This is a genomic window from Collinsella sp. An307 (assembly GCF_002161805.1).
GTDB lineage: Bacteria > Actinomycetota > Coriobacteriia > Coriobacteriales > Coriobacteriaceae > Coprousia.
Map to the genome: position 1 here is coordinate 44,670 of NZ_NFIP01000011.1, position 18,258 is coordinate 62,927.

Genomic DNA, 18,258 nt, shown 5'->3' on the forward strand with positions numbered 1-18,258 from the left:
GAGCACATGAATTATAGCGCGGTCGCCGGTCGCGCACAGACCGTTCAGATATTTGTCCCAACTTTGGCCCGATGCGGCGGTTTCGCGACTGCGAGCGGGCGTATCGGGTACGCTAGGGGTCATGTAACGGCCTAGTTGTCCGCAATGCGAGCAGCGAGGTTCCGGTGGGCGGGCGCATGCCATGAGCGAGCGGCCGTCAGAAGACCTGTTAGGTGGCAGAGGAGGAGCGATTCCATGGCAGAGGCTGCAGGCTCAGGAGATGCCGTTGTCGAGGCGCGAGATCTCTGCATCGTCCGTGGAGGCGTGCGCACCTGTGAGTTCGCGACGTTTGCGGCGCACCCGGGCGAGGTCGTCGCGCTGGCGGCGGCCGAGGTGGCCCCCGTGCGCGACGCGCTCCTTGCCGTGGCAGGTCTGATCGCTCCTGCCGAGGGTTCGCTTTCGGTCGCAGGCACCGAGCTCGCGGCGCGCCCCGCGCGAGGGCCGCTTCGCCTGCGCCCCCGTCTGCCTCGCGGTACAGTGGGTGTTGGCGTAGTCAGTGGCGTGTGTGACGCGGTGTCCGCAGAGACTGTTGGCGACGCCCTTGCGCGTGAGTTCTCCCTCTGGCAGAGGCGGCGGCGTGCGACGGACGTCACCGCCGCGTCGAACGTTGCCGACGCAGCGAACATCGCCGGCGCGACCGCCGATGCAAGCCCAGCGGGCAAGTCCAGTACGTCCGACGCCGCGGGTGACGTTATCGACTATCTCGGCCGTTTCGAGCTTGCGGGCGACATCGGTCGCACGGTCGGCGCGCTCGACCCCGCGCATCGCGCCCGCCTGAGCGCCGCCCTTGCCTTTGCGTGTCGCCCCGCCGCTGCGGTTCTCGACCTTACTGACGCCTTCGTGCGCAGCCTGTCCCAAGACGAGGCGTTCGCATTCCTGCGCCTGCTTGCCCACATCGCGAGCGAGGAGCGCGCGGCGGTCCTCGTGGGAACAACCGATTCCGCAGTTGCTCGCGTGGTTACGCGAGCGTTTGCGCTCGATATCGATTCCGCGGAACTTCTTAACGCGAACGATTCCTCGGCAGGGTCTGACGGCGTTAGCGGTGCATATATATAGTGCAGATGGGAAACAGATGATGTCCTCAGTGGTTGATGTTTTGCGGCGAATCTTGAGCCCTCTCATGCGTGAGCCGCGTGCTGTGCGCACGCTTGCCCTCGTAGCCCTCGTGCCAGCTGCGGTTTGCCTTGTGGGCGTGCTCGCCCTCGCGCCCACGTTCGACGCCGCCTCACGTATCCCCGTTGCCGTGGTGAACCTGGACGCAGGCGCGACCGATGCGGACGGGCGCCGCGTGCACGCTGGAGAAGACCTTGTGGATGATCTTGCGGACTCCCAAGAGCTCGCGTGGCAGGTGGTGGACGAGGACACGGCAGACGCAGGCGTCAGGGCGGGTTCGTTCGCGCTTGCGCTTGTGATCCCTAAGGATTATTCCGAGCATGTTGCAAGCATCGATAGCTCCGATCCTAAACAGGCAACCATAGAGATTGCGTCCTCGGGGGCCGAGAACGTGCTCGCCACCGAGGCGGGCAGCGCCGCCCTTCGTCAGGTGCAGGCGCGCCTCAAGAGCGATCTGGGCGAGAACTACGTGCTCTCGGTCCTAAACGAGGTCCGCTCTCAAGCATCCAAGCTCACGCTTTCCGCCGATGGCACGACCATGATGGCAGAGGCGCTCGAGGCCGTAGCCACCGGCAACGACCAGCTGGCAGACGGGCTCACCCAAACGGCGGAGGGAACGGACGCCCTTGCCGAGGGAATCGCGACCATCTCATCCGGCGTCGCCGCTGCGGGTACGGGCGCCGAAGCCATCGCCCAAGGTCTCGAAGCCACCGGGACTCAGGGCGCAGGAGCGCTCGAAAGTGGTTCCGAGGCACTCGCGCAGGGGCTCGAGACGGTTTCGGCGACTACAGTGGGCATGGGTGAGCAGGTGGTGACCGCGGGCACGAGCCTCGAGGAGGTCTCCGCACGGTTGACGTCTGCTACCGGCTCGCTCGCCGCGATGGGCGAGGTCACAGGTGTTATCGAGAAGCATGAGGAGACTCTTGCCGCAGCGCTCACCTCAGCCACCGCGGCGGCAGCCTCGCTCAAGGAGCACGCGACGGCCGCCGTCGAGGGCGTCGGTTCGATGCGCGACGGCATCACCGCGGTCGCGACCGGGGCAGACGCGCTTGCGGCCGAGCTCGCCGGTAGCGAGGACGGTTCCACCGCGGGCGTGGAGCAGGACTTCGCGCAGCTCAATGCGCGCTACAACGAACTTTCTGCCACGCTCGACGGGCTGCTTCAAGACCTCGATGCGGCGCTGTCAGGCACCGCCGCAGACGGCTCGAGCGCGCCTAGCACCGGCGCGGAGGGCGCGACGGCACATGGAGCTGCGACAGACATCGCCGGTTCTGCGGCGGGGGCCTCGGGCGGCTCCGGCGCGTCGTCTACGGCGGCAATCGACGCCGATGCTCTCGGTGCCCTGCGCACCCAGATCGCCGAGGTGCGCGACGAGCTCGCCGTCCTCGACACTGAGCAAAAGGCGCTCGCCGAGCGCGTGTCCGGCGCATCCAAAGCCTCCCGTAGCCTTGCGGACTCCGCTGCCTCCGCCGCAGCGGGCATGTCCGTCCTCGACGACGCAAACGCCGGTATCGCCAGCGACCTCGATACGCTTAAAGCGACTGCGGAGAGCCTCTCTGGAGTGGGGGAGGACCTCACCGGTGCGGTGACAAACCTGGCAGGTGAGGCAACCGATGCGGTGACCAACGTGTTCTATGCCGAGACGGCGCTTGCAGGCACCACGCTGGCGGACGGAACTGAGGTGCCCGGTCTTGCAAGCTCGGTCACCCTGCTCGGCAAGGGTGTTACGGCGGTGGGCGAGCAGCTCTCGGGCGAGGGTGCCCTCGGCGCGGGTGCAACCGGGCTCTCGCAGGGGGCGGCCGCCCTTGGTGAGGTGCTCTCCACCATGGCGCAAGGGACCTTCGCCATCGGCACGGGCAACACCGCGCTCGCGCAGGCGCTCGACGCCGTCAACCAGGGTGTGGGCGCGCTCGGGAGCGGTTTCTCGTCGCTTGCTTCTGTGCAGAGCCAGTTGGGTGAGGGGACGCGCCAGATCGCCGAAGCAACCGACGGCGTGACCGATACGCTCGAGGCGGCGGGCGATACGCTCGCCAATGCCACCGGTAACGCCGCCGAGCGTGCCGAGGTCGCCGCGAGCCCGGTCCGCTTCCGCACAAGCGTGCGCGACCGCGTTACCTCTGCGGGCTCCGTTGCGCCCATCGCGGCTGCCGTTGCTGTGTGGCTGGGCGCTCTCGCGTCTGTGCTCGTCGTGCCCGCGCTTGACGCACGCGCCGCGCTTGCGGGTAGGGGAGCGGCGGCTGCGGCGGCCCAGTTTGCGCAGTGCGCGGTCCTCGCGCTCGCGCAGGGCACCCTCATCGGCGCCGCGGCTGCTCTTTCCTCGGGGCTCTCGGGTTCCTCTGCCGTCTCGTTCGTGGCGCTCACCGTCCTCGGGGCGCTTGCTTGCGCCGCCTTCGCGCAGGCAGCGCGTCTCATCTCCGGGCGCTTAGCCCCGGCGGTATTCATCTTTGCCCTTGTGATCCAGCTGCTCTGTGCGGGGCTCGTTCTGCCCGCGTTCTTCTCCGAGGGCATCTTTGCCGCCCTGGGCTCAGTGCTGCCCGTGAACGTGCTCGCCGAGGCTCTACGCTCCTGTGCGGCCGCAGGTGCAGCTGGTGCGGGCGTTGCGGGCGCGGTTGCCTACCTTGTCCTTATCGCTATGGTGGCGCTTGCCGTGTCTATCATCTGCGCCCAAGGTCTCTGCCGGCGCCGGGCACAGCACCTTCCGGCCTAGCGGGTTTGCACGGCGTGCACGCCGTTGCGTCGACTGGTCGCAGTGCAATTTGGTGCAGCGGCTGCCGGCCAGGGTTATGGCGATACGGTAAGTGCACAACCAAAATTGTCCTTGTCGGTGCGTAAACCATAGGATAGGTGTACCATGCACTGTTGCGGACTTGTGAGGAGTCGCTGTGCGCGTGTCGCCGTGCCGCTCCAAGCGCTCCGCACCCAGCGGTGCTCCGGTACCGCGCCCCGGCGGTGCGTCGCAGCACCGCCCCTACCAAAAGCAGGCGCAGCCGCGCCCGATTCTAGCTGGAAGGTTACCGATGACTCTGCTCGAACTCATCACCTTGCTGCGCAAGCACCTCAAGCTGGTGGTAACGCTGCCTGTCGTGTGCGCCATCGTCATGGCCCTCGCGAGCGTTATCGTCATGCGCGACTCTTACACCGCCACGGGCGACATGTACGTGCTCGCCGGCACGGCCGATAGCACCGGCTCCGCGCTCTCAAGCGAGCTTTCTGCGAGCCAGATGCTCTCCAACGACGTTGCGACGCTCCTCACCTCGAGCCGCGTCGAGGATGACGCGGCGCGTCAGGCTGGCCTCGAGGACCTCGATGACTTCGACATCGAGGTCTCGAGTGAGACCACCACGCGTCTCATCTCGCTCTCCGTCACGGGCAGCGACCCTGTCGAGTGCGCCAACGTCGCCAACGCGCTCATGTCGAGCGTCTCAGCCGTCGCTCAGGAGGTCATGAGCGTCGAGAGCGTCAACGTGGTGGACGAGGCCGAGGTGCCCACCGCCCCATCCGGCCCCAACCGCATGCTCTACATCGCAGTCGCCCTTATGGCAGGTCTCTTTGCCGCGGTTGCGATCGTTGTCCTGCTCGATATCCTCGACACCCGCATCCGCGGTGAGCACGACGTCGAGGAGCTGCTCGGGGTGCCCGTCATCGGCCGCATCCCTGTCATGAAGGGGGGCATGTAAGCCATGCAGATGCAGCGCAAGTCCGAGGGCGCCGACGCCCAGGTGGTTCAGAACGCCGCCAAGACGCTTTACGCCAACATCCGCTTTGCGAGCGTCGACCATCCCATCAAGGTTGTCATGCTCACATCGTCGGTTCCTAACGAGGGCAAGACCACGGTCGCCTACAACCTCGCCGTCGCTGTCGCCTCGGGCGGCAAGCGCGTGCTGCTCGTCGAGTGCGATATGCGCCGCCGTTCCATCGCCGACTCCATAGGCGAGCGCGCCCGCTACGGCATCTACAGCGTGCTCTCGCATCAGGTTGAGCTCTCGCAGGCGGTCGTTGCCACGCAGCAGGCCAATCTCTTCTTCCTCGATGCCGAGCCCAACATCCCCAACCCGGCCGACATCATCTCCTCGCACCGCTTCCGCGACCTCATCGCTACCATGAAGGCGAGCTACGATTTCGTGATCGTGGACACGCCGCCCGTGGGCACCTTTGTTGACGCGGCGATTCTCTCCACGCTGGTGGACGGTACCGCCATCGTCGTGCGTGACCGCTTCACCCACAGAAACGAGGTCCTTGCCGCCTATGAGCAGCTGAAAAAGGCCGATGCCAACATCATTGGCGTGATCTTGAACGGTACGGAGTCCGATACGAGCGAGTACTACTACTCCTACTACAACAAGGACGGCAAGCGCGTGCGTAAGGGCCACGACCATGTGGAGGAAGGGCCGAGTCTGCCCACCCAGCGCTCCGCCACCCCGCAGGCCGCTTCTGTGCCCACCCAGCGCTCTGCCTCAGGCAGCGTTCCCGCCCAGCGTGCGGCGGGTGTTGCCCCTGCACAGGGGTCGCTTCAGAGCGGCAGCCGTTTCTCGCGTTAGTAGTTCGAGCGATCTAGTATGAGGGACATCCACAGCCATATCCTGCCGGGCGTCGACGACGGCGCCCGGGATCTTGACGAGAGCCTCGCTATGCTCGATGCCGCGCGTGAGGCGGGCGTGACGAGCATCGTCTGCACTCCGCACTGCCGCGAGCCCTACTTTGACTACAATGCCATGTGGGACGCCTTTGAGCTTTTGCGAGCGCATGCGGGAGGCTTTCCGCTCACCATGGGCTTTGAGGTCAACCATGCCAAGCTTATGGACCTGGGTATGGAGTGGGCGGACCATCTGGCAATCGACGGGACGGGTGAGTTTTTGCTCGAGCTATCCACCCGGGCGAGTGAGCTCGAGTTTCGCCAGTATGAGCGCACCATCTTTGAGCTGCAGGGCATGGGTTATACGGTAATCATCGCCCATCCCGAGCGCTACCGTGCTATCCAGAAAGACCTCGACATCGCGCGCCGCCTCGTGCAAATGGGCTGCAAACTGCAGGCGTCGGCCGACTTTGTGGCCGGTGGCCGCTTGGGTGCGGAGAAAAAACCTGCCAAGCGCCTGTTTGAGGAGAACCTCTACACCTACATTGCGAGCGATGCCCACCGTGTCGAGCACTACCGCTACCTCGCCAAAGCACGTAAGTCCTTTTCGGTGCGCGGCGCCCATTTCAAGCGCTAGGCTTTTCATTTTGTCAACTATAGTTGCCATGCTCCTTTTGTGCAGATAAGAAGCTTTATTTGGGGGCTAGATTCTTTACATTTCACCATCGCCCCAGTTGAGACGGGGGGTCCGTCCCAGAGGATATCTTGGGATATTTAGGGTGGAGGGCCCCTACGTTCCGGCAACAATAGTAAAGACTTAAGGAAAACTGAAAACGAATGCGTACATCTTCAGCTTTCGCTAAGTGGGGGAGTTGCCCCAACATATCTTGCCGGCAGCTGGATGTCGCCTGGTGCGCAGCGGCGGGTCGCAGATTGAGGTCGATGTAGTTAAACGGGGATTTCAGCTGATCATTCGCTAGGCGATTCGCGAACATCGTGAAATACAGCATGATCGCCTGGGGGTTTGGCTGGTTTCCTAGCGTCGGCGGAAATACCTCAAGAATATAGCGGTATTCCTTTTGGAATTTCCGGTATTTGTTTTTGAACCTTCCCAACTTGTTGGTTGCAATACCGAACTGGTCGCCTAGATTGGTGACAATCTGCGGCTCGAGAAGTTCTCGCTTGTCGGTATAGGTGATTTTAATCAGTTCCTCAGTGCCCTCGAAGAGCGATGTAGTGAAGGCGCCCGCTTTAAAGTATTGAGGCGGGAGAATGGAATGCCACACATTTGAGCCTGGGTCTCCCGATACCACGCAGTTGCTCATATCAAAATGAAATACCTCCTCGGTTGAATAGGAGTATTCAACAAAGGGGTTTGCCGGCATCCCTATACGTACGCCACAGCGTATTCCGGCGTACATGTTCCACATAGGGATGCTTTCGGTGTCGTCGGCGGTCCAGCAGCTTGCAAAGTAGAACTGCCCCATCTTCTCAACGTCCGATGCCACACTCTCTTGCTTGTCGTCCATGTTTGATAGAGGCATCAGCCGGATGGTCCTATGCTCAAGAATGAGCGCCAGCGTTTCATGGCTTGTGTAAGTGGTACAGCATCTCTGGGGTAGACATCAGATAGGCCTCCACAATGAATCTCTGGTTGGCGTGTTCTTATGGAGGAAGAAAGCTACTGAACTCGACGAGGGGCGGTGCGTCATTCGATTTGGGAGGGGAGACTTTCCCAAGCTGCGGAACGGTGGATTTGTTTATATCGACAAAACTGATTATATCTGGCGTCTGGCGCACGAGAACGGCAGCTCGTTCTTCTTGAGCCGTCCGCGCCGCTTCGGCAAATCGATGCTTGTCTCTACGATGCAGTCGTACTTCGAGGGCAGGCGAGAACTGTTTTCCGGTACGGCGCTGGAGCGGATGGAAACCGAATGGGAAGTCTATCCAGTCATACGCCTAGATCTCTCCACGGTCAAGACGCGAGACCTTGATGCGCTCGAGGCTCGGTTAAGTGACATCCTTCGCAATCTTGAGAATGAGTTCACCGGCGGCATGCGCCTTGCGGAAACGCTTGGCGGGCGCTTGCAGGCGCTTATCACCCATGTGCGTGAACAGGCGGGCAAGCAGGTCGTTGTGCTTGTGGATGAATACGACGCGCCGCTGCTCAATGTTATAGATGACCCCGAACAGTTCGATGCGTTTCGTCAGGTTATGCGCGAGTTCTACATTCCACTTAAAGCGTGCGATGCGGATCTTCGCTTCGTCTTCCTTACGGGTATCACCAAGTTCAGTCAGCTCTCCATTTTCTCGGAGCTCAACAATCTCACGATTATAAGCATGGACCCGGCATATGCCGGCATCTGCGGTATTACCGCAGAGGAACTCGATAGCGAGATGGGGGAGGATATAGAGATTTTGGCCGAGCGCCTCAACGTCGCACCTTCCGTTGCTCGCCAGCGCCTCAAGGACTACTACGACGGTTATCACTTCACCCCCGAATCGCCGGACATCTACAACCCCTTCAGTCTGCTTTCCGCCTTCGCGCGTGGCCGCATCAAGTCGTTCTGGTTTGGTTCGGGCACGCCAACGGTGCTTATCGACGCCATTCGTGCGCACGGCTGGCAGATTGTCGACCTTACCGAGGTGGATGCACTTGAGGCGGAGTTTGACGCTCCCACCGAGCACTCCGTTGCCCCGACGGCGCTGCTCTACCAATCGGGATACCTCACCGTCAAGGCGTATGACGAGGAAGCTGGTGTCTACACCCTCGGTATTCCTAATGTGGAGGTGAGTCGCGGGCTCTCGGAGAGCTATCCGTTACCGTTTTTGGCCGATGGCTGCGCCGTGATAAAGGTGGGCGTCAACTTCTCTCCCGAGACGAGAACCATCGATGGTTGGGTAATCCAAGGGGAGCCATCACGCTTGTGATATTGCGGATGCCCGTAGACTGCGGACCATCTCAAAGTGCAGTGTTCGTACCGGACGCGACCGCAGCAGATGTGTAGCGTGTGGGCCGCGCACATTTGTGCGGCAGGTGTTGCCTCCGCGCGGTGGTGGTTCTCGGTTCAGGCCCACGGTACAATGGGGAAGCTGTTTCGTTGCGCGAAAGGGCGGTGCGGTCGCGCCGCTATTCTCTTGTCCATAACGGAGGTATGAGATATGAAGTACTTTGGCACCGACGGTTTCCGCGGTGAGGCAAACAACGGCCTCAACGTGGAGCACGCGTTCAAGATCGGCCGCTATGTGGGCTGGTACTACGGAGCGCGCCAGGGTAAGAAAGCCCGTATCGTGCTCGGTAAGGACACGCGCCGCTCGAGCTACATGTTTGAGAGCGCCCTCACCGCGGGTCTTGTTGCCTCGGGCGCCGACGTGTACATGCTGCACGTCATCCCCACGCCCGGTCTTGCCTACGAGACCGTCGATGGACGTTTTGACTGCGGCATCATGATCTCTGCCTCGCACAACCCCTATACCGATAACGGCATCAAGCTCGTGAACGGCGAGGGCTACAAGATGGACGAGGACGTTCTCGAGCTCATTGAGGCCTACATCGACGGCGAGTGCGATGAGGTCCCGCTTGCCACGGGGGATGCCATCGGCTCCACCATCGACTACATGCAGGGCCGCAACCGCTACATCGGCTTTTTGATCTCGAGCGCCAACTTCTCGCTGCAGGGCATGAAGATTGGTCTCGACTGTGCCAACGGCGCCGCCTCCTCGGTCGCCAAGCCCGTGTTCGACGCCCTCGGTGCGGACGTGCGCGTCATTAACAACAGCCCCGACGGTCTCAACATCAACGTCGACTGCGGCTCCACCCACATCGACCGCCTGCGCCGCCACGTGGTGGAGCAGGGGCTCGACGTGGGCTTTGCCTACGACGGCGACGCCGACCGCTGCCTTGCGGTGGACGAGCGCGGCAACGTGGTCGACGGCGACCTCATCCTCTACGTCTGCGGTGTGTACCTGAACAAGCACGGTCGCCTCTCCGCCGGCACCGTAGTTCCCACCGTCATGAGCAACTACGGCCTTTTCAAGGCGTTTGACGAGGCGAGCCTCTCTTACGAGACGACCGCGGTGGGCGATAAGAACGTCTACGCCTGCATGCGCGAGCACGGCTACAGCCTGGGTGGCGAGCAGTCGGGCCACATCATCTTCGGCGACATCGAGTGCACGGGCGACGGCATCATGACGAGCCTGCGCGTGATGGAGGTCATCCGCGCCGAGCGCGAGACGCTCTCGCAGCTCTGTGCCCCGGTGAAGCTCTATCCGCAGGAGCTCATCAACGTGCGTGTGAAGGACAAGGACGCCGCCATGAACGACCCAGCGGTACTTGCCGCGGCCAAGGAGGCGGAGGAGTTCCTCGCCGGCAGCGGCCGCGTGCTCGTGCGCGCGTCCGGCACCGAGCCGCTCGTCCGCACGCTCGCCGAGGCGCCGACCGACGAGCTCTGCCGCGAGGCGAACGCCATCGTGCTGCGCGCACTGGAGCCGCATCGCGCCTAGGTCGCGTTGGGCACACGCTGCGGCCAGGTCGCGCCGGGTCCGCGTCGCGCCGCCGCACCGCGCTTAGGTTGCATCGGCGCATATCCTGTTTGTTTGGAGTACCACCTCGCGTCCGCGCGGGGTGGTACCATGCTCTTCACGTATCGAGGGCAGGCGGAATGGTAACGGCCGCCTACCTGTGACAGAAAGGACTGCCATGTCAGACTCGCTTCGTTCCACCCAGGGGCGCTCGTTTGTTTTCACCTCGGAATCGGTTACCGAGGGGCACCCCGATAAGATCGCCGATCAGATCTCTGACGCCGTGCTCGACGCCATCCTCGATAAGGAGGCCAAGCTCGAGGCGCAGGGCTATATCGATACCGACGGCGTGCCGGCCCGTCTCGAGGCGGTGCGCTGCGCTTGCGAGACGCTTCTTACCACCGGTATGGTCGTCATCTCCGGCGAGATCCGCACTCAGGCCTACGTCGACGTGCAGAAGATCGCGCGCGACGTCATCTGCCGTATTGGCTACGACCGTGCGAAGTACGGTTTCGACGGGACTACGTGCGGCGTCATCAACATGATCCACGGGCAGAGCCCCGACATCGCTCAGGGAGTCGATGAGAGCTTTGCCGTTCAGGCGGGGGAGACAACTGATCCGCTCGACCAGGTGGGCGCGGGCGACCAGGGCATGATGTTTGGGTATGCCACCAATGAGACGGCCGCCTACATGCCCATGCCCCACTATCTTTCGAGTCGTCTTGCCGAGCGCCTTGCTCAGGTGCGCCATGACGGCACGCTTGCGTACCTCCGTCCGGACGGCAAGACGCAGGTGACCGTCCGCTACGAGGACGACCGTCCCGTCGAGGTCACTACCGTCGTCATCTCCACTCAGCACGCGCCTGAGATTGAGGATATGGGTCAGATCAAGGCCGATATGCTCGAGCATGTGATCGCACCCGTCATGGACGAGGTGGGCATCGCCTGGCGTGATGCGGTCGTGTACGTGAACCCCACCGGACGCTTTGTTGTGGGCGGCCCCATGGGCGATACCGGTCTTACCGGCCGCAAGATCATCGTCGACACCTACGGCGGCATGGGCCGTCACGGTGGCGGCGCCTTCTCGGGTAAGGACTGCACCAAGGTCGACCGCTCTGCCGCCTACGCTGCGCGCTGGGTTGCCAAGAACGTCGTGGCTGCGGGTTTTGCCGACCGCTGCGAGGTCGAGCTCGCCTACGCCATCGGCGTGGCCCGTCCGCTCTCCATCATGGTGGAGACCTTTGGGACGGAGAAGGTGGCAGTTGAGGATATCGAGCGTGCCGTTGCCTCGGTGTTTGACCTGCGTCCCGGGGCGATTATCCGTGACCTCGACCTGCGCCGCCCCATCTACGAGAAGACGGCTGCCTACGGCCACTTTGGCCGCAACGACCCCGATTTCACCTGGGAGCGTACCGACCGCGTGGACGCGCTGCGCGCCGCCTGCGGTATCGCCTAGCTTGTGCGGAGAAAAAGCCATAGTCATATCAAGATAAAATATGACTATGGCTTTTTAGGAGGCGTTATGGCACCTGATATCAGACCTTCCTCAGACTTGCGAAACCATTACGCGGAGATTGCCCGTGCGTGCCGTGAAGAGCGTCGCCCCACGATCTTCACCGTTAACGGGCGCGGCGATACGGTGCTGTTAGGACTTGAAGACTACAACCGTATGTGCGCTGAGCTTGAGTTGCTGAGCTCGCTCGCCGATTCCGAACGTGACCTCGAGCTCGGTCGTATCGAGCCGCTTTCTTCGTCGCTCTCCGCGCTGCGCGAAGAGCTCTCCGGAGCGGAGGATGTGCCCCTGCGAGCCGCCTTATGAGCGAGGAGCATCCCTATACGGTGGTGAAAACTGCCACGTTTGATAGCCTTCTGCGCGATATCGTCTGGTATCTGAGGGATGTTACGGAGGGAGTTTCTGCCTCGCTTGACCTCATAGACAAGCTGGAGCATGCTGCCTCCCAGCTTGAGGTGTTTCCCCGTATGGGGGCGGTGCCCGCGAGCGCAACACTCGCGCGACGAGGATACCGCCGTATCATCATCGGCACAAACGTTGTGTTTTACAAGGTGGATGATGAGCGCCGACAGGTGGTGCTGTACGGTATGTTCCATAACCGCCGTGATTATGAGGCGCTGTTGTAGATGAGCGAGCAGCTTTCCTTGTTCCCTGAACCCGAGACAAAAGACGGCGCCTGCGCCGCTCCTGTGGTGGACGCCCGCGCTGGAAAATCCTCCGCAAAAGGGGAGCCTATTGCGGGATACGCATCGGTTGTGGTGGACATTCCCGCGCGCGCCATCGCGGACGCCTTTGCCTATGCCGTTCCCGCCCACCTTGCCGACGAGGTCGAGCTTGGCTGTACGGTGCTTGTCGCCTTCGGGCGGCAGATGGCGCTCGGCTACGTGGTCGCGCTTGCGGACGCCCTTGCCGATATTCCCGGCACCGATGGTTTGGCGTCCGCTCGGGTAAAGCCGATTCGCGCCGTGCTCGCTCCGCCTTCGTGTGCTGACCTTGCCGGTGAGATGGCGTTTTGGATGAGCAGGGAGTACGTGGCACCGCTTGCCGAGTGCCTGCGCTTGTTCCTGCCGCCGGGAGGCACGCCCCGGCTCGTACGCGGGAAGGACGGAACCTACCGCGTCGAGCGTCAGGCGGTCCCCGAGGTTCACGAGCGCGTGGTCGCCCTCACCGCAGATGGCCAGTCCTACCGCCCGCCCCAAAACGCGCACCGTCAGCGCCAGCTTATCGAGGCGCTCGCCTGTGGTCCTGTCTCCACGCGCGAGCTCAGGGCGCTTTACACCGATATGTCCGCCACGGTGCGCGCGCTCGCCAAGAAGGGCGTCGTGTCCGTGACGGAGCGGCGCGCCTGGCGCGGCACGGAGGCGACGACGTCGCTCTCCTCTGCCCGTGCCGCCGCCCCCGCTGAGCTCACACAGGGGCAGGCAAATGCGCTTGCCGCTATTGGATGCGCGCTTGATGCGCACCGCGGCGACGTCGTGGTAATCGACGGAGTGACCGGATCGGGAAAGACCGAGGTGTACCTCGCCGCCATCGAGCGCGTACTTGCCGAGGGACGCTCTGCCTGCGTGCTCGTGCCCGAGATCTCGCTCACCGCCCAGACGGTCGGACGCTTCCGTTCGCGCTTTGGGGATGCGGTGGCGGTCTTTCACTCGAGACTCTCTCCGGGAGAGCGGCTCGACCAGTGGGACATGGTCCGCACGGGCGCGGCGCGTGTGGTCGTGGGCGCCCGCTCGGCGCTCTTCTGCCCCTTCCGGGACCTCGGCCTCATGGTGATCGACGAGGAGCATGAGCAGTCCTACAAACAGGGGTCGAGCCCTCGCTACCATGCGCGCGAGGTCGCCGCGGAGATGGCGCGACGCCTGAACATCCCGCTCGTCCTGGGTTCAGCCACGCCCTCTGCCGAAGCGCTCGAGCGCACGCGCAAAGGGGAGTGGGCGGGTCAGAGGTGGCAGCGTGTGGAGATGCGCGAGAGGCCCGGGGGAGCGACGCTTCCCACGGTTACCGTTGCCGACCTGCGCCGCGAGTTCTCCGCCGGGCGGCGCTCGATGTTCTCGGCTCCGCTCGAGCGGGCGCTTCTTGAGGTGGCCGAGCGCCGCGAGAAGGCGGTGCTTCTCCACAACCGCCGCGGCTTTGCGCCGTTTCTCATGTGCCGTGAATGCGGCTGCGTGCCCACGTGCCAGCACTGCTCGACGGCACTTACCTATCACGAGCGCACGCACACGCTCGAGTGCCATACCTGCGGCGCCGTCTACCATGTGCGGCCCTATCCCGCGCCGGGGAGCGCCTGTCCGCAGTGCGGGAGCCGCTATCTCGCCAAGATGGGCATGGGCACCCAACAGGTGGAGGATGCGCTGCGCGATCTCTTGCCCCCGCACGTGGAGGTCATCCGCATGGATGCCGACTCCACCCGCGGCAAGGACGGTCACCAGCGCCTGCTCGAGGCGTTCGACGCCGCAGAGTGCGCCGTGCTTCTCGGTACGCAGATGATCGCGAAAGGCCTCGATTTTCCCGAGGTAACGCTCGTAGGCGTGGTGAACGCCGACTATGCCCTCAAGATGCCGGATTTCCGCGCTGGCGAGCGCGCCTTCGACTTGCTCGAGCAGGTGGCCGGCCGCGCCGGCCGCGGCGAGCGTCCGGGCGAGGTCATCATCCAGACCTATCTGCCCCACGACCCGGTCATTCGCGCCGTGGCGACCCATGACCGCTCATTTTTTACCGAGCACGACCGCGCTCAGCGTGCCGAGGCGGTCTACCCGCCCTTTGTGAGGCTCTCGAACGTGACCGTTTGGGCGGCTGCCGAGGATGCCGCTCGCTCCTATGCAGAGGAGCTTGCCCGTGACCTCAGGCGTCTTATCGAGGCAACCACGGGTGCAGGCGCCGGCGCCTTGCCGGAGCCGGCCCCGGGCGCGATGCCCTCGATTGCGAGCGCTGCCGACGCCCGCGTGCGCCCGGTCGTTTTGGGACCTGCGCCTTGCGTCATCGCCCGCGCCAAGGACCGCTGGCGCTTTCACGTGGTGATAAAGTCCCCGCTGGGGTACCATATTTCAGATACTATCGCGGCGGTGCTCGACGCGCGTCCCGCTCCTGCGGGCGTGAGTGTGAGCGTCGACGTCGATGCCTACGACCTCATGTGACGCATTCCGCGTCGTCTGCTGTAAGAAAGGCTGTTAGACCATGGAGATGAACGACATCGTTATCTCGCCCGACCCGCGCCTGCGCCAGGAGTGTGCGCCCATCGAGGAGATCACGCCCGAGATCCGCGAGCTTGTGGAGCGCATGAAGGCCGATATGATCGAGAATACGGGCTGCGGCCTCGCAGCGCCTCAGGTGGGCGAGCTCATCCAGCTCGTCATCATCGATGTCGACTACACCTCGGCCGAGGACTACGACCCGTACGTCCTTATCAATCCCGTTATCGTCGAGCAGTCCGAGCATCTGGTTCCCTTCAACGAGGGGTGCCTCTCTATCCCTGGTCTCACCTGCGAGATCGAGCGTCCCGACCGCGTGGTTGTGGAGGCGCTGAACCTCGACGGCGACCTTATGCGCTACGAGGCGGAGGGCGACCTTATGTGCGTGTGCCTGCAGCACGAGATCGACCACCTGCACGGCATCACCATGTTCGAGCGTCTGAAGCCGAAGGCCCGCATGCACGCCATGCGCCGTTACCAGGATGCGCTCGCTCACGGGGCTAAGCCGGGGGATACCGAATAGGACTCCGAGCGCCGCGGGGCGTCTTCCCCGCGTGCTCAGCGCCTTTGGCTCGCTTCGCGATTCGCACGCAGGGAAGACGCCCCGCGGCGCCAGCGAACGCCTTTTGGGTCGAACGACAAGAAACTGACTGGAGGTCGCTATGAGAGTTGTGTTTATGGGGACGCCGGCGTTTGCGGTGCCTTCGCTTACGGCCCTTGCGCGCGAGCACGAGGTGGCTCTCGTTGTCACGCGACCCGACGCGGTGCGCTCCCGCGGCAAGAAGCTCGAGCCCTCTGCCGTGAAGGCGGCGGCGCTCGAACTCGGTCTGCCCGTGCTTGAGACCTCCCGTATGACGCCCGAGGTACTCGACGCCCTCCGTGCGGCCGGGGCCGACATCTTCTGCGTCGCGGCCTATGGCTGCATCCTGCCCGACGAGGTCCTCCATATGGCGCCTCTCGGCTGTGTGAACGTGCACGCGTCGCTCTTGCCCCGCTGGCGCGGCGCCGCCCCCATCCAGCGCTCGATTCTTGCCGGGGACGATGAGACGGGCGTGTCCATCATGCGCATCGGTCAGGGTGTGGACACCGGCGACTACTGCGCTCAGGCATCGTGCTCGGTTCCGGGCAAGACGGCAGATGAGCTCACAGCTGAGCTTGCAGAGCTCGGTGGCGAGCTGTTGGTGCGGACGCTTCCCGCCATCGCGGATGGCACCGCCACGTGGACGGTGCAGGACGAGTCCCTCGTCACACACGCCGCCAAGATCGCCAAGGCCGAGCTTCGTCTCGATCCCGCTGCGTCTGCCTCTCAAAACGTGCGCAGGGTGCTCGCATCGAGCGATGCAGCGCCGGCGCGTTGCTCGGTGGCAAGCAGGCAGGTGCGCATCCTTAGCGCTCGTGCGCCCGAGGGCGCAGACGCGTCCTCGTTGGGCGGTCTGCCAAAGGAGGGTGTCTTCGCGATCCGCGCCAAGCGCGTGCTTTTGGGCTGCGCTGACGGTGCCTTTGAGGTTCTCGAGGTGAAGCCTGATGGTAAGCGCGCCATGGATGCTGCCGCCTGGGCGGCCGGCCTCCAGACCAAAGAGGGCGCCTGGGAGCTCCTGTCGTGAGTGCGCTTGCACCGGCGCGCCGCGTCGCGCTCGAGGTAATCGTAGCGGCGACGCGGGAGAAGCGCTACGCTCGCGAGGTGCTCGACCGCGCGGATGCGGTCGCGCGCCTGGACGCCCGCGACCGCGGGCTTTGCCGCAGGCTCGTTTTGGGCTCCACGGCAGCGGAGGGTGCGCTCGACGAGCTTCTCGACACCTTTCTATCGCAGCCCCGCAAGGTTTCCCCTCGCGTGCGCGCGGCGCTGCGCATCGCGGCGTTCGAGATCGTCTATCTGAGGACGCCCGCCGAGGTCGCGGTAAGCCAAGGGGTGGAGCTTGTGCGCTCCGTCGCCCGCGGCGCCGCCGGCCTCGCCAACGCGGTGCTGAGGCGCGTGGCCGAGGGAGCGGAGGGCTATCTCTTAGCGCTGGATGCGCCCTTGGGCGAGCGTGAGCGTATCTCCCGCGCCCGTCGCGCGGGGCTGCCGGTGTGGCTCTCCGACCGTATTGACGCCTCCCTTCCCGCAAGCGTTGCAGAGGCGCTTCGCCAATCCGAGCTCGAGCCGGCGCCCGTGAGCGTGCATGTACGCCCCGGCGCCGCATATCCGCAGGAGGGACACCCCTCCGAGCTCCCGGGTTGCGTGCTCGACGCCGATGCGGGCCAGATTGCGCACTCGGGCGCCTTCGCCCGCGCCGAGGTGGTCGCCTCAGACCTCCACGCCCAGCTCGTTGCGACCGCGGCGGTGTCTTCGGGCACCTGTCTCGAGGAAGGTGCCGGACGGGGGACCAAGACCTTCATCATGGCGTGCCAGGCAGCGCGTGCGGGCTATACGCGGGAGCATGTTGCCGTCGATCTATATCCCGGCAAGTGCACCGCGAACCTCGAGCGTCTCGAGCGAGCCGGTTTCTGTGGCGTGCGCGCCTTTGCGGGAGACGCCCGCGACCTCGATGCCGTGCTCGCCCCTCTAGGCGATGCAGCCGGGATGCTCTTCGATACCGTGCTGGTCGATGCACCCTGCTCGGGAACGGGCACCATGCGCCGTCACCCGGAGATTCCCTGGCGGCTTGCGGAGGCGGACATCCAGCCCGGCGGCTCGCTGCCGGCGCTTCAGCTCTCCCTGCTCACGGCTGCCGCTGCGCGCGTTCGTCCCGGCGGCACGCTTCTGTACGCCACCTGCTCGGTGCTCGACGCCGAGAACCGGGATGTAATCGAGGCGTTTCTCGCGAGCGAACAGGGGATGGCGTTTCGCCTAGCGCTGGTCTCCGAGAGCCCGATTTTCTCGCTTGAGGCGTTCACGGGCGCCGCAAAGCTTGTGCGCGCGCACGAAGAAGGGGACGGCACGTTTCGTACCGCCCCCGCTCCCGGTGCCTATGATGGGCACTTCTGCGCCCGTATGGTGCGCTCCTGCGAGCTCTAGTTATTCTTGTGCGGGCAGTTTTCGCAGCTGTGCGTCTCCGCTGCCGGTGCGGTGCTGCTCGAACCCGAGGTGGCCTCGGTCGATGAGCTGCCGCCGCGCTGATCGGTGTTGTAGAAACCGCTTCCCTGGAAGGTGATGCCGCTCGCGCTGAAGACCTTGGTGGCCTCGGCGCCGCAGGCGGGACAGCTTACCTCGGGGTGCTCCATCATGCCGTGCTCGACCTCAAAGACCTCGCCGCACGAGGTGCAGCGGTAATCGTAACGTGCCATGTGCTTCCTCTCCTGTTTGCCGAAAGCGGCGCCCGAAGGCGCCGCCT

General features: G+C 64.1%; 16 protein-coding genes. 14 read left to right on the plus strand and 2 right to left on the minus strand.

Annotated features, from left to right (window positions below; all coding sequences use genetic code 11):
- Positions 1–234: 234 nt before the first annotated feature.
- The 5 genes from B5F89_RS09220 to B5F89_RS09240 all read left to right on the plus strand — a co-directional run bounded on the left by B5F89_RS09220 (position 235) and on the right by B5F89_RS09240 (position 6,362).
- A complete protein-coding gene (locus B5F89_RS09220; protein WP_087431491.1) occupies positions 235–1,095 on the plus strand; it encodes a hypothetical protein in 861 nt (286 codons plus the stop codon).
- A 16-nt stretch (positions 1,096–1,111) separates the two neighbouring features.
- The gene (locus B5F89_RS09225; protein WP_087431492.1) at positions 1,112–3,859 is read left to right on the plus strand and encodes a YhgE/Pip family protein; all 2,748 of its coding nucleotides are present in this window, start codon (positions 1,112–1,114) and stop codon (positions 3,857–3,859) included.
- A 310-nt stretch (positions 3,860–4,169) separates the two neighbouring features.
- A complete protein-coding gene (locus tag B5F89_RS09230; RefSeq protein WP_087431493.1) occupies positions 4,170–4,829 on the plus strand; it encodes a GNVR domain-containing protein in 660 nt (219 codons plus the stop codon).
- A gap of 3 nt (positions 4,830–4,832) precedes the next feature.
- Positions 4,833–5,690 (plus strand): CpsD/CapB family tyrosine-protein kinase, encoded by an 858-nt coding sequence (locus tag B5F89_RS09235; protein ID WP_239286737.1) that lies wholly within the window; start codon positions 4,833–4,835, stop codon positions 5,688–5,690.
- 18 nt (positions 5,691–5,708) lie between these two features.
- Complete coding sequence (locus B5F89_RS09240) at positions 5,709–6,362, plus strand: CpsB/CapC family capsule biosynthesis tyrosine phosphatase (protein WP_087431494.1); 654 nt, start codon at positions 5,709–5,711, stop codon at positions 6,360–6,362.
- 82 nt (positions 6,363–6,444) lie between these two features.
- Here the strand turns inward: B5F89_RS09240 and B5F89_RS09245 are convergent, their stop codons facing one another.
- Positions 6,445–7,233 (minus strand): hypothetical protein, encoded by a 789-nt coding sequence (locus B5F89_RS09245; RefSeq protein WP_143758364.1) that lies wholly within the window; start codon positions 7,231–7,233, stop codon positions 6,445–6,447.
- 151 nt (positions 7,234–7,384) lie between these two features.
- Between B5F89_RS09245 and B5F89_RS09250 the strand changes: the two genes are divergently transcribed.
- The 9 genes from B5F89_RS09250 (at position 7,385) to B5F89_RS09290 (ending at position 17,942) form a co-directional block, all read left to right on the plus strand.
- A complete protein-coding gene (locus tag B5F89_RS09250) occupies positions 7,385–8,656 on the plus strand; it encodes an AAA family ATPase (protein ID WP_239286739.1) in 1,272 nt (423 codons plus the stop codon).
- Positions 8,657–8,887: 231 nt separating this feature from the next.
- Positions 8,888–10,228, plus strand: a complete 1,341-nt coding sequence (gene glmM, locus B5F89_RS09255; protein WP_087431497.1) for a phosphoglucosamine mutase — start codon at positions 8,888–8,890, stop codon at positions 10,226–10,228.
- A gap of 196 nt (positions 10,229–10,424) precedes the next feature.
- Positions 10,425–11,702, plus strand: a complete 1,278-nt coding sequence (gene metK / locus B5F89_RS09260; protein WP_087431498.1) for a methionine adenosyltransferase — start codon at positions 10,425–10,427, stop codon at positions 11,700–11,702.
- Between the two features lie 66 nt (positions 11,703–11,768).
- Positions 11,769–12,065 carry a type II toxin-antitoxin system Phd/YefM family antitoxin gene (locus tag B5F89_RS09265; RefSeq protein ID WP_087431499.1) on the plus strand — a complete coding sequence of 99 codons (297 nt, stop codon included), beginning with the start codon at positions 11,769–11,771 and terminating at the stop codon, positions 12,063–12,065.
- Positions 12,062–12,385, plus strand: a complete 324-nt coding sequence (locus B5F89_RS09270; RefSeq protein WP_087431500.1) for a type II toxin-antitoxin system RelE/ParE family toxin — start codon at positions 12,062–12,064, stop codon at positions 12,383–12,385. The genes B5F89_RS09265 and B5F89_RS09270 overlap by 4 nt, the downstream gene beginning before the upstream one ends.
- Positions 12,386–14,893: a primosomal protein N' gene (gene priA / locus B5F89_RS09275; protein ID WP_087431501.1), complete on the plus strand. Its 2,508-nt coding sequence runs from the start codon at positions 12,386–12,388 to the stop codon at positions 14,891–14,893. It begins immediately after the preceding gene.
- A 40-nt stretch (positions 14,894–14,933) separates the two neighbouring features.
- Positions 14,934–15,470 (plus strand): peptide deformylase, encoded by a 537-nt coding sequence (def, locus tag B5F89_RS09280; RefSeq protein WP_087431502.1) that lies wholly within the window; start codon positions 14,934–14,936, stop codon positions 15,468–15,470.
- A gap of 139 nt (positions 15,471–15,609) precedes the next feature.
- Positions 15,610–16,551: a methionyl-tRNA formyltransferase gene (gene fmt / locus B5F89_RS09285; RefSeq protein WP_087431503.1), complete on the plus strand. Its 942-nt coding sequence runs from the start codon at positions 15,610–15,612 to the stop codon at positions 16,549–16,551.
- Positions 16,548–17,942: a transcription antitermination factor NusB gene (locus B5F89_RS09290; protein WP_239286738.1), complete on the plus strand. Its 1,395-nt coding sequence runs from the start codon at positions 16,548–16,550 to the stop codon at positions 17,940–17,942. Before fmt ends, B5F89_RS09290 begins: the two co-directional genes overlap by 4 nt.
- Here the strand turns inward: B5F89_RS09290 and B5F89_RS09295 are convergent.
- Entirely contained in the window at positions 17,939–18,211 is a 273-nt protein-coding gene (locus tag B5F89_RS09295) for an FmdB family zinc ribbon protein (protein WP_087431505.1), read from the minus strand. The two genes, B5F89_RS09290 and B5F89_RS09295, sit on opposite strands and share 4 nt — an antisense overlap.
- Between the last annotated feature and the right edge of the window lie 47 nt (positions 18,212–18,258).